The organism is Streptomyces sp. NPDC002838 (assembly GCF_040295365.1).
GTDB lineage: Bacteria > Actinomycetota > Actinomycetes > Streptomycetales > Streptomycetaceae > Streptomyces.
The window spans coordinates 54514-67429 of record NZ_JBEOVF010000044.1 but is presented as its reverse complement, the minus strand read 5'-3'; the positions used below and the strand labels follow the sequence as shown (position 1 = coordinate 67429).

Here is a 12916-nt window from a genome sequence, read left to right as displayed (position 1 = left end):
GAGGGTTTACTTCGAATGTACTGAGCGGTAGACCACCCCGTCATCCGGCGAAGAGTGTGATCGCGCGCACGTTGCGTAACCACCTCAGGAGCGCTCCACTGAATCCATGCTGACGCGAATCGACCACATCGGGATCGCCTGTTTCGACCTCGACAAGACTGTCGAGTTCTACCGGGCCACCTACGGCTTCGAGGTGTTCCACTCCGAGGTCAACGAGGAGCAGGGCGTACGCGAGGCCATGCTCAAGATCAACGATACGTCCGACGGCGGAGCCTCGTATCTGCAGCTCCTGGAGCCGACCCGGGAGGACTCCACCGTCGCGAAGTGGCTGGCGAAGAACGGCGAGGGCGTCCACCACATCGCCTTCGGCACGGCGGATGTCGACGCGGAGGCCGCCGGCATCAAGGACAAGGGCGTACGCGTCCTGTACGAAGAGCCGCGACGCGGCTCCATGGGGTCACGAATCACCTTCCTTCACCCCAAGGATTGCCACGGCGTACTGACAGAACTGGTCACTTCAGCCCCTGTTGAGTCACCTGAGCACTGACCCCCGTACATAAGGGCCGGTAGGGTTGGGGGCGGTCGCCGCTCCAACCAGGGCGACCTGGTCCTGCCGTCGAAAGCGGGACCGGTCCGGGGTCCGGGTTTCGGGGGACGAGCGTCGGGGCAGCAGCCCATGCTCCGCCGTTGATCTGACACCATTCCCCGGGGGCCCCGTTCGGCGGATGGACGGAGCTCGTTTGGAGAGACTTGCGACCAGGGGACGGATGGGACCGCGCAGTGCGGGGCTACGAACGCCAGGAGCGAGAGCCGGCGGCTGACGTCGACCACCTCTCTCGGTTCGAGGCCGAGATGGATCGGCTGAAGACCGAGCGGGAGAAGGCGATCCAGCACGCCGAGGACCTCGGCTACCAGGTCGAGGTGCTGCGCGCCAAGTTGCACGAGGCGCGGCGCACCATCATGTCCCGGCCCGCCTACGACGGCGGCGACATCGGCTACCAGGCCGAGCAGCTGCTGCGCAACGCGCAGATCCAGGCCGACCAGCTGCGCCAGGACGCCGAGCGCGAGCTGAGCCAGGCCCGCGCCCAGACCCAGCGCATCCTCCAGGAGCACGCCGAGCAGGCCGCACGGCTCCAGGCGGAGCTGCACCAGGAGGCGGTCACCCGCCGCCAGCAGCTCGACCAGGAGCTCGCCGAGCGCCGGCAGACCGTCGAGACGCACGTCAACGAGAACGTGGCCTGGGCCGAGCAGCTGCGCGCCCGCACCGAGCAGCAGGCCCGCCGGCTCCTCGACGAGTCCCGCGCGGAGGCCGAGCAGGCCATGGCCGCGGCCCGCGCCGAGGCCGAGCGGCTGACCGCCGAGGCCCGCCAGCGGCTGCAGAGCGAGGCCGAGTCGGCCCGCGCGGAGGCCGAGCAGTTGCTGCGCCGCGCCCGCGCGGACGCCGAGCGGCTGCTGAACGCCGCCTCCACGCAGGCCCAGGAGGCCACCGACCACGCCGAGCAGCTGCGCACCTCCACCACGACGGAGTCCGAGGCGGCCCGCCGCGAGGCCCAGGAGCTGAGCCGCGCCGCCGAGCAGCGCATCGCGGAGGCGGACACCGCGCTGCGCGAGGCGCGCGCCGAGGCGGAGAAGCTGGTCACCGAGGCCAAGACGGCCGCCGAGAAGGCCCTCGCCAGCGCCGAGTCGGCGAACGAGCAGCGCACGCGCACGGCGAAGGAGCAGGTCGCCCGGCTGGTCAGCGAGGCCACCAAGGAGGCCGAGACCACCAAGGCGGACGCCGAGCAGATCGTCGCGGACGCCCGTGCCGAGGCCGAGAAGCTGCTCGCCGAGGCCGCCGAGAAGGCCCGGACGCTCACCGCCGAGGAGAGCGCGACCCAGCTGTCCAAGGCGGCCAAGACGGCCGAGGACGTCCTCAACAAGGCGTCGGAGGACGCCAAGAAGACCACCAAGGCCGCGGCCGAGGAGGCCGAGCGGATCCGCACCGAGGCCGAGGCCGAGGCGGACCGGCTGCGCGCCGAGGCGCACGACATCGCCGAACAGCTCAAGGGCGCGGCGAAGGACGACACCAAGGAGTACCGCGCCAAGACGGTCGAGCTGCAGGAGGAGGCCCGCCGGCTGCGCGGCGAGGCCGAGCAGCTGCGGTCCGACGCGGTCGCCGAGGGCGAGAAGATCCGCGCGGAGGCCCGCAAGGAGGCCGTGGCGCAGATCGAGGAGGCGGCCAAGACCGCCGAGGAGCTGCTGTCCAAGGCGAAGGCCGACGCGGACGAGCTGCGCCAGAAGGCCACCACGGACAGCGAGAAGGTCCGTACGGAGGCCATCGAGCGGGCGACCACGCTGCGCCGGCAGGCCGAGGAGACCCTGGACCGCACCCGCAAGGAGGCCGAGCGGCACCGCGCCGAGGTCGTCGAGCAGGCCGAGGGCATCAAGGCCGACGCCGAGCGGGCCGCCCGCGAGCTGCAGGAGGAGACCGAGCAGGCCATAGAGGCCCGCCGCGCGGAGGCCGCCGAGGAGCTGACCCGGCGGCACACCGAGGCCGAGGAGCGCCTCGTCGCCGCCGAGCAGGCGCTCGCCGATGCCCGTGAGGAGGCCGCGCGGATCCGCCGCGAGGCCGTCGAGGAGACCGAGCGGCTGCGCGGTGATGCCGCCGAGCGGATCCGCACGCTCCAGGAGCAGGCCGAGGCCGAGGCCGAACGGGTGCGCACCGAGGCCGCGTCGGACGCCTCCGCCTCCCGGGCGGAGGGCGAGGCCATCGCCGTCCGTCTGCGCTCGGAGGCCGCCTCGGAGGCCGAGCGGCTGAAGTCGGAGGCGCAGGACAGCGCCGATCGCGTACGGGCGGAGGCGCAGGCCGCCGCCGAGCGGCTGGCGACGGAGGCGTCGGAGACGTTGGCCGCCGCGCAGGAGGAGGCCAACCGGCGCCGGCGCGAGGCCGAGGAGTACCTGGGCGCGGCGCGGCAGGAGGCCGACCAGGAGCGCGAGCGGGCCCGCGAGCAGAGCGAGGAGTTGCTGGCCTCGGCGCGCAAGCGCGTGGAGGAGGCGCAGGCCGAGGCCGTACGCCTGGTCGAGGAGGCCGACCGGCGCGCCACCGAGATGGTGTCGGCGGCCGAACAGCACGCCCAGCAGGTGCGGGACTCGGTCGCCGGGCTGCACGAGCAGGCCCAGGAGGAGATCACCGGGCTGCGCTCGGCCGCCGAGCACGCGGCGGACCGTACGCGCCGGGAGGCCGAGGAGGAGGCGGACCGGGTCCGCGCCGACGCCTACGCCGAGCGGGAGCGGGCCGCCGAGGACGCGAGCCGGGTCCGGCGGGAGGCTTCGGAGGAGTCGGAGGCCGCCAAGTCGCTTGCCGAGCGCACGGTTTCGGAGGCGATCGCGGAGGCCGAGCGGCTGCGCTCGGACGCGTCCGAGCACGCCCAGCGGGTGCGTACGGAGGCGTCGGAGGCCATCGCCGAGGCCGAGCAGGCGGCGTCGCGGACCCGGGCGGACGCCCGCGAGGACGCCAACCGCATCCGGTCGGACGCGGCGACCCAGGCGGACACCCTCATCACCGAGGCGCGCAACGAGGCCGAGCGGCTCACCACGGAGACGGTCGCGGACACCGACCGGCTGCGGCAGGAGACGGTCGCCGAGGCGGAGCGGCTGCGCTCGGAGACGATCGCGGAGGCCGAGCGGGTACGGACCGAGGCGGCCACCGCGGCCGAGCAGATGATCGCGGACGCCACCGACGACGCGGAGCGGCTGCGCGCCGAGGCCGCCGAGACGATCGGGGCGGCGCGGCAGCACGCCGAGCGGATCCGCAGCGAGTCCGAGCGGGTCAAGGCCGAGGCGCTGGCGGAGGCCGAGCGGGTCACGACGGCCGCGCGCGAGGAGGCCGACCGGACGCTCGACGAGACCCGCAAGGAGGCCAACAAGCGGCGCTCCGAGGCGGCCGAGCAGGTCGACAAGCTCATCACGGAGACCACGGCCGAGGCCGACAAGCTGCTCACCGAGGCGCAGCAGCAGGCCCTCAAAACCACCGCGGACGCGGAGTCCCAGGCCGACTCCATGGTCGGCGCGGCCCGCACCGAGGCCGACCGGCTGGTGTCCGAGGCGACGGTCGAGGGCAACACGACGGTGGAGAAGGCCCGTACGGACGCGGACGAACTGCTCGTCGGCGCCCGCCGGGACGCCACCGCGATCCGGGAGCGCGCGGAGGAGCTGCGCGACCGCATCACCGCCGAGATCGAGGACCTGCACGAGCGGGCCCGCCGCGAGGCCGCCGAGACGATGAAGTCGACCGGCGACCGCTGCGACGCGCTCATCAAGGCCTCCGAGGAGCAGTTGGAGAAGGCGCAGGCGAAGGCCAAGGAGCTGGTCTCGGAGGCCAACTCCGAGGCGGGCAAGGTCCGGATCGCCGCCGTCAAGAAGGCGGAGGGGCTCCTGAAGGAGGCCGAGCAGAAGAAGGCGGCGCTCATCAGGGAGGCCGAGGAGCTCAAGGCCGAGGCGATCCGCGAGGCGAGGCGCACGGTCGAGGAGGGCAAGCGCGAGCTGGAGATCCTGGTGCGCCGCCGCGAGGACATCAATGCCGAGATCTCCCGTGTCCAGGACGTCCTGGAGGCGTTGGAATCCTTTGAGGCCCCGTCCGCGGGGAAGGACACCGGCGTCAAGGCGGGTGCCACGGTCGGCGCACCACGATCGGGTGGCAAGTCGTCAGAAGGCTAGCCTGAAGGCGGCATTCCGGTGTTTTCTGGGGTCTTTGACCAAGTCTTTGGCAAGCCGTCCCAGGGTCAGCCACCCAAAAGGGGTGTCATTCTCCAGATCAAACACGCATCCGCTCGATGACACACCGCTTCGGCCCCTAGGATTCCACCTATCACCTCACCGGTCTCATTCGACAGGAACCCCATGAGCGACACTTCCCCCTACGGCTTCGAGCTTGTGCGGCGTGGGTACGACCGCGCGCAGGTGGACGAACGCATCTCGAAGCTCGTCTCCGACCGCGACAGCGCTCTGGCCCGCATCACCGCTCTGGAAAAGCGCATCGAGGAGCTCCACCTCGAGACGCAGAACGCCCAGGCGCAGGTAACCGACGCGGAGCCGTCGTACGCCGGTCTCGGCGCGCGTGTCGAGAAGATCCTCCGCCTCGCCGAGGAAGAGGCCAAGGATCTGCGCGAGGAGGCCAGGCGCGCGGCCGAACAGCATCGCGAACTCGCCGAGTCCGCGGCCCAGCAGGTCCGCAACGACGCAGAATCGTTCGCTGCGGAGCGCAAGGCCAAGGCCGAGGACGAGGGCGTCCGGGTCATCGAGAAGGCCAAGAGTGACGCCTCGCAGCTGCGCGCCGAGGCGCAGAAGGACGCGCAGTCCAAGCGTGAGGAGGCCGACGCCCTCTTCGAGGAGACCCGCGCCAAGGCCGCGCAGGCCGCCGCCGACTTCGAGACGAACCTCGCCAAGCGCCGCGAGCAGTCCGAGCGCGATCTGGCTTCGCGTCAGCAGAAGGCCGAGAAGCGCCTCGCGGAGATCGAGCACCGCGCGGAGCAGCTGCGCCTGGAGGCCGAGAAGCTGCGCACGGACGCCGAGCGCCGCGCCCGCCAGACCGTCGAGACGGCACAGCGCCAGGCCGAGGACATCGTGGCCGACGCCAACGCCAAGGCCGACCGCATCCGTTCGGAATCCGAGCGCGAGCTCGCGGCGCTCACCAACCGCCGCGACTCGATCAACGCCCAGCTGACGAACGTGCGCGAGATGCTCGCCACGCTCACGGGCGCCGCGGTGGCCGCCGCCGGTTCCCCGGCCGAGGACGAGCCCATCTCCCGGGGCGTTCCGGCTCAGCAGTCCCGGTAACGGTCCGGCGTACGTCTGCGGAACATCGGTGAAGCCCTCTGCCTGAGGTGGCAGAGGGCTTTGCCGCGTTCTAGCGTGGGGCGCATGATCGAGCTCGAGGGGCTGACCAAGCGGTACGGCGAGAAGGTGGCGGTCAACAACCTCACCTTCACCGTCAGACCGGGCATCGTCACGGGCTTCCTCGGGCCCAACGGCGCCGGCAAGTCGACGACCATGCGCATGATGCTAGGGCTCGACCGTCCCACCGCCGGCGACGTCCGTATCGACGGCAAGCACTACGACCGGCTCAAGGACCCGCTGACGTACATCGGGGCCCTTCTGGAGGCCAAGGCCTGGCACGGCGGGCGCAGCGCCTACAACCACCTGCTGTGCCTCGCGCAGAGCAACGGCATTCCGAAGAGCCGGGTGCGGGAGGTGCTGGAGACGGTCGGCCTGACGGCGGTCGCGCGGAAGAAGACCAAGGGCTTCTCGCTCGGCATGGGCCAGCGGCTCGGCATCGCGGGCGCGCTGCTCGGCGACCCGCGGATCCTGATGTTCGACGAGCCGGTCAACGGCCTCGACCCCGAGGGCATCCACTGGATCCGCAACCTGATGAAGTCCCTGGCCGCGCAGGGCCGTACGGTCTTCGTCTCGTCCCACCTCATGAGCGAGATGGCGCTGACCGCCGACCATCTCGTCGTGATCGGGCAGGGGCGGCTGCTCGCGGACACCTCCATGGCCGACTTCATCGCGCGGAACTCGCGCAGTTACGTCCGGATCCGCACCCCGCAGCGCGAGCGGCTGCTCGATGTGCTGCACTGGGCCGGCCTCACCGCCGTACAGACCGGCAACGGCACGCTGGAGGTCGACGGCGGCAAGCCCGAACACATCGGCGAGCTCGCCGCGCAGTACCAGATCGTGCTGCACGAACTGAGCCCCCAGCAGGCCTCCCTGGAGGAGGCGTTCATGCAGCTGACCGCGGAGTCGGTCGAGTACCACGCGCACGACGGGACGCCTCCCGAGCGGCAGCAACAGCAGTGGGGCGACGGCTGGAGGAGGAACTGAGCATGGCGGCGATCCAGGTCGTCCGGTCCGAGTGGACCAAGATCCGGTCGGTGGCGTCCACGGTGTGGACGCTCTCGCTGGCCGTGGTCGTCACCGTCGCGCTGGGCGCGCTGATCTCGGCCCTGTCGAAGAGCGAGTTCGACACCATGAGCCGACAGGACCAGCTCACCTTCGACCCGACATTCGTCAGCTTCGCGGGCATGGGCCTCGGTCAGCTCGCGATGATCGTGTTCGGGGTGCTCGTGGTGTCGAACGAGTACAGCACCGGCATGATCCGCACCTCGCTGGCCGCCGTACCGCAGCGTGGCACCTTCCTGTTCAGCAAGATCGCGGTCGCGACCGGCCTCGCGCTGGTCGTCGGCATGGCCACGAGCTTCGTCGCGTTCTTCCTCGGGCAGGCGATGCTCGGCGAGCACAAGGCGCAGATCGGCGACCCGGGCGTGCTGCGCGCGGTCATCGGCGGCGGGCTCTACATGACCCTCATCGCGATGTTCTCGATGGGTGTGGCCGCGATGCTGCGCTCGCCGATGCTGTCGCTGGGCATCCTGATGCCGTTCTTCTTCCTGATCTCCAACATCCTCGGCAACGTCGACGCGACGAAGAAGATCGGCCAGTACCTGCCCGACCAGGCCGGCAGCAAGATCATGCAGGTGGTCACCCCGGTCGACAACGACACGCCGTACGGCCCCTGGGGCGGGTTGGGGATCATGGCTCTGTGGGTGCTCGTGGCGCTCCTCGGGGGCTACCTCATGATCAAGAAACGGGACGCGTGATGCTCTGGGCTTTGCTTTCATTTGAGCGGAACCGTCAGCGCCCGGATAAGCTCCTAACCCTTACGGGGGCGTGTGCCCCGCTGTCCTGAACCTTGCGATGGGTGCGGAGCATGATCGAGGCAGTCGGCCTGACCAAGCGCTACGGCGACAAGACCGCTGTGTACAACCTTTCCTTCCAGGTGCGGCCCGGTGCCGTCACCGGCTTCCTCGGGCCCAACGGCTCGGGCAAGTCGACGACGATGAGGATGATCCTCGGCCTGGACAACCCGACCTCGGGGCAGGTGACGATCGGCGGCTACCCGTATCGCAAACTGCCCAACGCGCCCCGCCAGGTCGGCGCGCTGCTGGACGCCAAGGCCGTGCACGGCGGCCGGGCCGCCCGCAACCACCTGCTGTGCCTGGCCCAGCTGTCCGGCATCCCGGCCCGACGGGTCGACGAGGTGCTGGGAGTGGTCGGGCTCCAGGACGTGGCGAAGAAGCGGTCCAAGGGCTTCTCGCTCGGCATGGGCCAGCGGCTCGGCATCGCCGCCGCGCTCCTCGGCGACCCGCAGGTGCTGCTGTTCGACGAGCCGGTCAACGGCCTAGACCCCGAGGGCATCCACTGGGTGCGCAACCTCATGAAGGCGCTCGCGGCGGAGGGCCGTACGGTCTTCGTCTCCTCCCACCTCATGAGCGAGATGGCGCTGACCGCCGACCACCTGATCGTCATCGGGCGCGGGCAGCTGCTCGCCGACATGAGCGTGACGGAGTTCATCTCGGCGAACTCCGCCGACTTCGCGCGCGTGCGGACGCCCGACACCGAGCCGCAGCTGCGCGAGAAGCTGTCGGCCGCGCTCACCGAGGCGGGTGGGCACGTGCTGCCGGAGCAGGACGGCGCGCTGCGCGTCACGGGACTGCCGCTGCCGCGCATCAGCGACATCGCGCACGACACCGACGTACGGCTGTGGGAGCTGTCGCCGCACCAGGCCTCGCTGGAGGAGGCGTACATGCGGATGACGCAGGGCGCCGTCGACTACCGCTCCTCCATCGACCAGAAGGCCGGGCTCCAGCAGCAGCTGCCGCCCGGCGCGCAGCCGCCGATGCCGGTGCCCGGGCAGGGCCAGCCCGGCTGGTACGCCCCGCCGCCGCCCCAGCAGGGCGGCCAGCCCTTCGCGATGCCGCAGGGGCAGCCCGGGCCGCAGGGGCAGCCGCCCGCCGGTCCGTACGGCGCTCCTGCCGCGCCCGGCGCGGGTGCGCCGAACCCGTACGCCCAGCAGGCCCCGCAGGGCCAGGCTCCGGCCCCTGCCGCCGCTCAGCCCGCAGCCCCTGCCTCCGCCCCGACCAAGCCCGAGGACGCCCGATGAGCACCCCCCAGCCCCCGATGCCGCAGGCCGCCGCACCGAACTGGCAGGCGGCTCCCGGACCTTCGTTCCCCACCTACAACTCGCCGATCCCGGTCGTGCGCACGCACCTCGGGCACGCGATCGCCTCCGAGTGGACGAAGATCAGGTCGGTGCGCTCCACGATGTGGACGCTCGGCGTGTTCGTGCTGCTCGTCGTCGGCATCGGGCTGGCGGCCGCCGCGCTGGTCGCCGCCAACTCCTCCGAGGAGAGCCTGACGGCCGAGAACCCGCTGTCGTTCGGCTTCTTCGGGCTGCTGCTGGGCAGCATGTGCATCATCACGCTCGGCGTGCTGACCACCGCCTCGGAGTACGGCACCGGCATGATCCGGACCACGATGGTGGCCTGCCCCTCCCGGGGCCGGGTCCTCGCGGCGAAGGCCATCGTGTTCTTCTCGGTCGCCTTCGTGGTCACGCTGGCGTCGGCACTCCTCGTCGCCCTGGCGGACGTCGCCCTGCTGGACGGCGCCAGGGAGCCGTCCGGCGGGGAGTGGCTGAAGGGCACGGTCGGCATCTCGTTCTACATCGCGCTGCTCGGCCTGCTCTCGCTCGTCGTCGGCTCGGTCGTGAGGCACTCGGCGGGCGCGATCACCCTCATGATCGGGCTCGTGCTGGCCCCGCTGGTCATCGCGCTGTTCATGTTCTCGGAGTCGCTGGAGGGCCTGCGCCAGGCCCTGTTCGAGTACTCGATCCCGAACCAGCTCAGCGTCTTCTACTCCAACTCCCTCACCGAGTCCGGCCCGTCCGGCTGGGACCCGCTGTGGATCATCCTGGGAGTGACGGCCGCCGCGTTCGCCGGCGCCATCGCGCTGCTGGAGAAGCGGGACGTCTAAGCCCCTGGGCCCTGTGAAGGGCTCTCAGAACTTCGGCGCGTTTCTGGACCGCCGCACCCGCGTGGTGCGGCGGTCCTTCGCGTTCCAGCACGCCCTGTGCCAGTGTCTGCGGTCGTCGACGCCCGAGTGCTCGGGCCAGGCCACCACGTGCGGGACGCCGTCCGGGATCAGTTGCTCACAGCCCGGGCAGCGGTACGCCTTGCCCTGGGCGCTTGCCCCGGCCACATGGCGCACGCTCCACGCCTCGCCGTGCCAGTCCTCCGTGGACTGCCAGCCGCCGTAGCGGCCGGGACGGTCGTCCTCGGCGCTCCGGCCGGACGAACCGGCTCCCTTGGGTCGGTTGCGACGCGGGGACACAGGACACCTCACGGGGCTATACAGGAAGCACGGGCCGCGTCCAGCCTACGCGGCACGGACGGGGGTATTCGTACGTCACCAACCGCCACAAGTCTCCTTCCCGAACGACGCATTCTGCAGACAATCCACAAATCTCTTCGCCAGGCCGTGTCCTCGGCACATGTCAGGTGGTTATGCCGGGTGGGGGAGCTCCGCGTCGGAGCCAAGGAAGCAGGAAAAGCACATGCACGTAGGAAGTTTCGTGTTGGCGGCCCAGTTCCCGGGGCAGGGCCAGGGGGAGGCGCTGCACCGCGCGGTCCGCTCGGCCGAGGTCGCGGAGGAGGCGGGGCTCGACTCGGTCTGGCTGGCCGAGCACCACTTCGTGCCGTACGGCACCTGTCCGTCGGCCGTCACCCTGGCCGCGTTACTGCTCGGCCGCACCCGCCGCATCCAGATCGGCACCGCCGTCAGCGTGCTGCCCACCACCCACCCCGTGGCGCTCGGCGAACAGGCCGCGCTGCTGCACATGACGAGCGGCGGACGCTTCTCGCTGGGCGTCGGCCGCGGCGGCCCGTGGGTGGACCTGGAGGTGTTCGGCACGGGTCTGGAGGCGTACGAGACGGGGTTCCCGGAATCACTCGATCTGCTGGTGCGCTGGCTGCGCGAACCGTCCGTCGCGGCCGCCGGCGAGCGCTTCAACTTCCGCGAAGTCGCCGTCGTACCACGGCCGTCGGAGGCCCTGACGGATTTCGCGGGCCCTGAGGTCGTCGTCGCATGTACGTCCCCGGAGAGTGTGCGGCTGGCCGCCGAGCGCGGGCTGCCGATGCTGCTCGGCATGCACGTCGGGGACGAGGAGAAGGCCGAGATGGTCGCCCTGTGGCGGCAGCACGCGCGCGCGTCCGGGCATCCGCCGGAGGAGGTCCTCGACGCGGCCCATGTGTCGGCCGGCGTCTGCCAGATCGCGGACCGGCGTACGGACGCGGTGGAGACGCTGCTGAAGGCGATGCCGGGGTGGCTGAAGCACGGGCTCGGCGCCCATGTCACGGTGGACGGCCGCGAGCGCCGGATGCGCGACCCGCTGGCGTACACCGAACTGCTCTGCGGGCTGCACCCGGTGGGCACTCCGCGGCTGTGCGCCGACCGGCTCGCGGCGACCAGCGAGCGGACCGGCGTCTCCCGCTTCGCTCTGCTGGTCGAGGGCTCGGGAGACCTGGCGGCCACCGAGGAGAACGTACGGCGACTCGGTGCCGAAGTGCTGCCGCACCTGGGTTGAACGCCCCTGTCCGGCAGGGAACTTGCCGCTCCGGTACTGAAGCACCTCCCGCGTTTTACGGAGCGGCAAGCCGGCGGCTGTAGGCGTCAGCAGTCCCGCAGCTCCGGAGACTGGTTCAGCAGCTGGTTGCGCACCGAGGTGAAGCGGGCCAGCGTCTCGTCGACAGAGGAGTCCAACGGGAACACCGCCACCCGGTGGCAGTTCTGGAAGGCCAGCCGCACACCGAAGTGCCGTTGCAGTGCGCCGCGTATCGCGTCACTCGCGAGCGCACGCAGCAGCTGACCGCGTGCCTGCTCGTCCGGCGGGGGCGTCTGGTTGTCGGCGAACTGACCGCCGTCGACCTTCAGCTGGGCCACCAGGGAGCTGATCATCTCCCACGCGTAGGGCAGGGAGGTCCGGACGCAGTCGACGAAGGCAGCTTCGTCGACCTCGCCTCGCTCGGCCTGTTCGAGTAGGGCCGGTGAGACGTCGAGCGACATGGGTTCTCCTCTCGCACCCCCGATCAACGGGGGTTGCCGGACAGATAAGGGGAGTTCGCGCCGTCAAACACGCTGTGTACACAACTCGCGACCTCCCGTTTACTACCGTAAGCAACGGACGGTGACCGCACCAGCAGAATGCGTACATGGAGCAGCCTCATTAGGCACACAATCGGCCACAACCGAACAGGTATGATCCGGGCCGAATCGCGTGCACTGGTGCCCGTCCAGTAGCGTTGCCGACCATGCGTCTCGTCATTGCCCGGTGCTCCGTCGACTACGCGGGCCGGCTCACCGCACACCTGCCCTCGGCCCCCCGCCTGATCCTCGTCAAGGCGGACGGAAGCGTCTCGATCCACGCGGACGACCGGGCCTACAAGCCCCTGAACTGGATGTCGCCGCCCTGCACCCTGAAGGAGGAGACGGGCGACAGCAAGAACGCTGAAGGCGTCTGGACCGTCATCAACAAGGCGGGCGAGAAGCTCATCATCACGATGGAGGAAGTACTGCACGACTCCTCGCACGAACTGGGCGTCGATCCCGGCCTGATCAAGGACGGCGTGGAAGCACACCTCCAGGAGCTGCTCGCCGACCGCATCGAGACCCTCGGCGAGGGCTACACGCTCATCCGCCGCGAGTACATGACGGCCATCGGGCCGGTCGACATCCTGTGCCGGGACGCGGACGGACAAACCGTCGCCGTCGAGATCAAGCGGCGCGGTGAGATCGACGGCGTCGAGCAACTCACGCGCTACCTGGAGCTGTTGAACCGCGACCCCCATCTCGCCCCGGTCCGCGGCATCTTCGCCGCGCAGGAGATCAAGCCGCAGGCCCGCGTCCTCGCCACGGACCGCGGCATCGGCTGCCAGGTCCTGGACTACAACGCCCTGCGGGGCATCGAGGACGACAAGCTGCGGCTGTTCTGACGGGGAATCCGGGGAGTTCTACGACGTTCAGGGCCCGGTCCGCCGAGAAGCGGACCGGG

Annotated in this window: 11 protein-coding genes; 9 read left to right on the top strand and 2 right to left on the bottom strand. The window is 70.7% G+C overall.

What is annotated here, in order from left to right; all coding sequences use genetic code 11:
- Positions 1 to 106 precede the first annotated feature (106 nt).
- From mce to ABT063_RS38995, 7 genes are all read left to right on the top strand, one after another.
- Positions 107 to 547, top strand: coding sequence for a methylmalonyl-CoA epimerase (gene mce, locus ABT063_RS39025; protein WP_124436693.1), 441 nt, complete (start codon positions 107 to 109; stop codon positions 545 to 547).
- Positions 548 to 780: 233 nt separating this feature from the next.
- Entirely contained in the window at positions 781 to 4695 is a 3915-nt protein-coding gene (scy, locus tag ABT063_RS39020) for a polarized growth protein Scy (RefSeq protein ID WP_351065366.1), read from the top strand.
- A 183-nt stretch (positions 4696 to 4878) separates the two neighbouring features.
- Positions 4879 to 5814 carry a coiled-coil domain-containing protein gene (locus ABT063_RS39015; RefSeq protein ID WP_095755537.1) on the top strand — a complete coding sequence of 312 codons (936 nt, stop codon included), beginning with the start codon at positions 4879 to 4881 and terminating at the stop codon, positions 5812 to 5814.
- An 84-nt stretch (positions 5815 to 5898) separates the two neighbouring features.
- Positions 5899 to 6858 carry an ABC transporter ATP-binding protein gene (locus ABT063_RS39010; protein WP_351065363.1) on the top strand — a complete coding sequence of 320 codons (960 nt, stop codon included), beginning with the start codon at positions 5899 to 5901 and terminating at the stop codon, positions 6856 to 6858.
- A gap of 2 nt (positions 6859 to 6860) precedes the next feature.
- Positions 6861 to 7631 (top strand): ABC transporter permease, encoded by a 771-nt coding sequence (locus ABT063_RS39005; protein WP_351065361.1) that lies wholly within the window; start codon positions 6861 to 6863, stop codon positions 7629 to 7631.
- Positions 7632 to 7741: 110 nt separating this feature from the next.
- Positions 7742 to 8974 carry an ABC transporter ATP-binding protein gene (locus ABT063_RS39000; RefSeq protein WP_351065360.1) on the top strand — a complete coding sequence of 411 codons (1233 nt, stop codon included), beginning with the start codon at positions 7742 to 7744 and terminating at the stop codon, positions 8972 to 8974.
- Positions 8971 to 9843, top strand: a complete 873-nt coding sequence (locus tag ABT063_RS38995) for an ABC transporter permease (protein WP_351065358.1) — start codon at positions 8971 to 8973, stop codon at positions 9841 to 9843. The genes ABT063_RS39000 and ABT063_RS38995 overlap by 4 nt, the downstream gene beginning before the upstream one ends.
- Before the next feature lie 24 nt (positions 9844 to 9867).
- On the opposite strand, the gene ABT063_RS38990 is transcribed toward ABT063_RS38995, so the two are convergent.
- The gene (locus tag ABT063_RS38990; RefSeq protein WP_351065356.1) at positions 9868 to 10200 is read right to left on the bottom strand and encodes an Rv1322 family protein; all 333 of its coding nucleotides are present in this window, start codon (positions 10198 to 10200) and stop codon (positions 9868 to 9870) included.
- 223 nt (positions 10201 to 10423) lie between these two features.
- Between ABT063_RS38990 and ABT063_RS38985 the strand changes: the two genes are divergently transcribed.
- The gene (locus ABT063_RS38985; protein ID WP_351065355.1) at positions 10424 to 11452 is read left to right on the top strand and encodes an LLM class flavin-dependent oxidoreductase; all 1029 of its coding nucleotides are present in this window, start codon (positions 10424 to 10426) and stop codon (positions 11450 to 11452) included.
- An 86-nt stretch (positions 11453 to 11538) separates the two neighbouring features.
- Here the strand turns inward: ABT063_RS38985 and ABT063_RS38980 are convergent, their stop codons facing one another.
- Entirely contained in the window at positions 11539 to 11931 is a 393-nt protein-coding gene (locus tag ABT063_RS38980) for an SCO5389 family protein (protein WP_095748035.1), read from the bottom strand.
- A 245-nt stretch (positions 11932 to 12176) separates the two neighbouring features.
- On the opposite strand from ABT063_RS38980, the gene nucS reads away from it, so the two are divergent.
- A complete protein-coding gene (gene nucS / locus ABT063_RS38975) occupies positions 12177 to 12857 on the top strand; it encodes an endonuclease NucS (protein ID WP_351065353.1) in 681 nt (226 codons plus the stop codon).
- Positions 12858 to 12916 lie beyond the last annotated feature (59 nt).

Coding starts and splice junctions, on each gene's coding strand:
- mce (WP_124436693.1), top strand. CDS start 107: ATGCTGACGCGAATCGACCACATCGGGATCGCCTGTTTCGACCTCGAC.
- ABT063_RS39015 (WP_095755537.1), top strand. CDS start 4,879: ATGAGCGACACTTCCCCCTACGGCTTCGAGCTTGTGCGGCGTGGGTAC.
- ABT063_RS39010 (WP_351065363.1), top strand. CDS start 5,899: ATGATCGAGCTCGAGGGGCTGACCAAGCGGTACGGCGAGAAGGTGGCG.
- ABT063_RS39005 (WP_351065361.1), top strand. CDS start 6,861: ATGGCGGCGATCCAGGTCGTCCGGTCCGAGTGGACCAAGATCCGGTCG.
- ABT063_RS39000 (WP_351065360.1), top strand. CDS start 7,742: ATGATCGAGGCAGTCGGCCTGACCAAGCGCTACGGCGACAAGACCGCT.
- ABT063_RS38995 (WP_351065358.1), top strand. CDS start 8,971: ATGAGCACCCCCCAGCCCCCGATGCCGCAGGCCGCCGCACCGAACTGG.
- ABT063_RS38985 (WP_351065355.1), top strand. CDS start 10,424: ATGCACGTAGGAAGTTTCGTGTTGGCGGCCCAGTTCCCGGGGCAGGGC.
- ABT063_RS38980 (WP_095748035.1), bottom strand. CDS start 11,931: ATGTCGCTCGACGTCTCACCGGCCCTACTCGAACAGGCCGAGCGAGGC.
- nucS (WP_351065353.1), top strand. CDS start 12,177: ATGCGTCTCGTCATTGCCCGGTGCTCCGTCGACTACGCGGGCCGGCTC.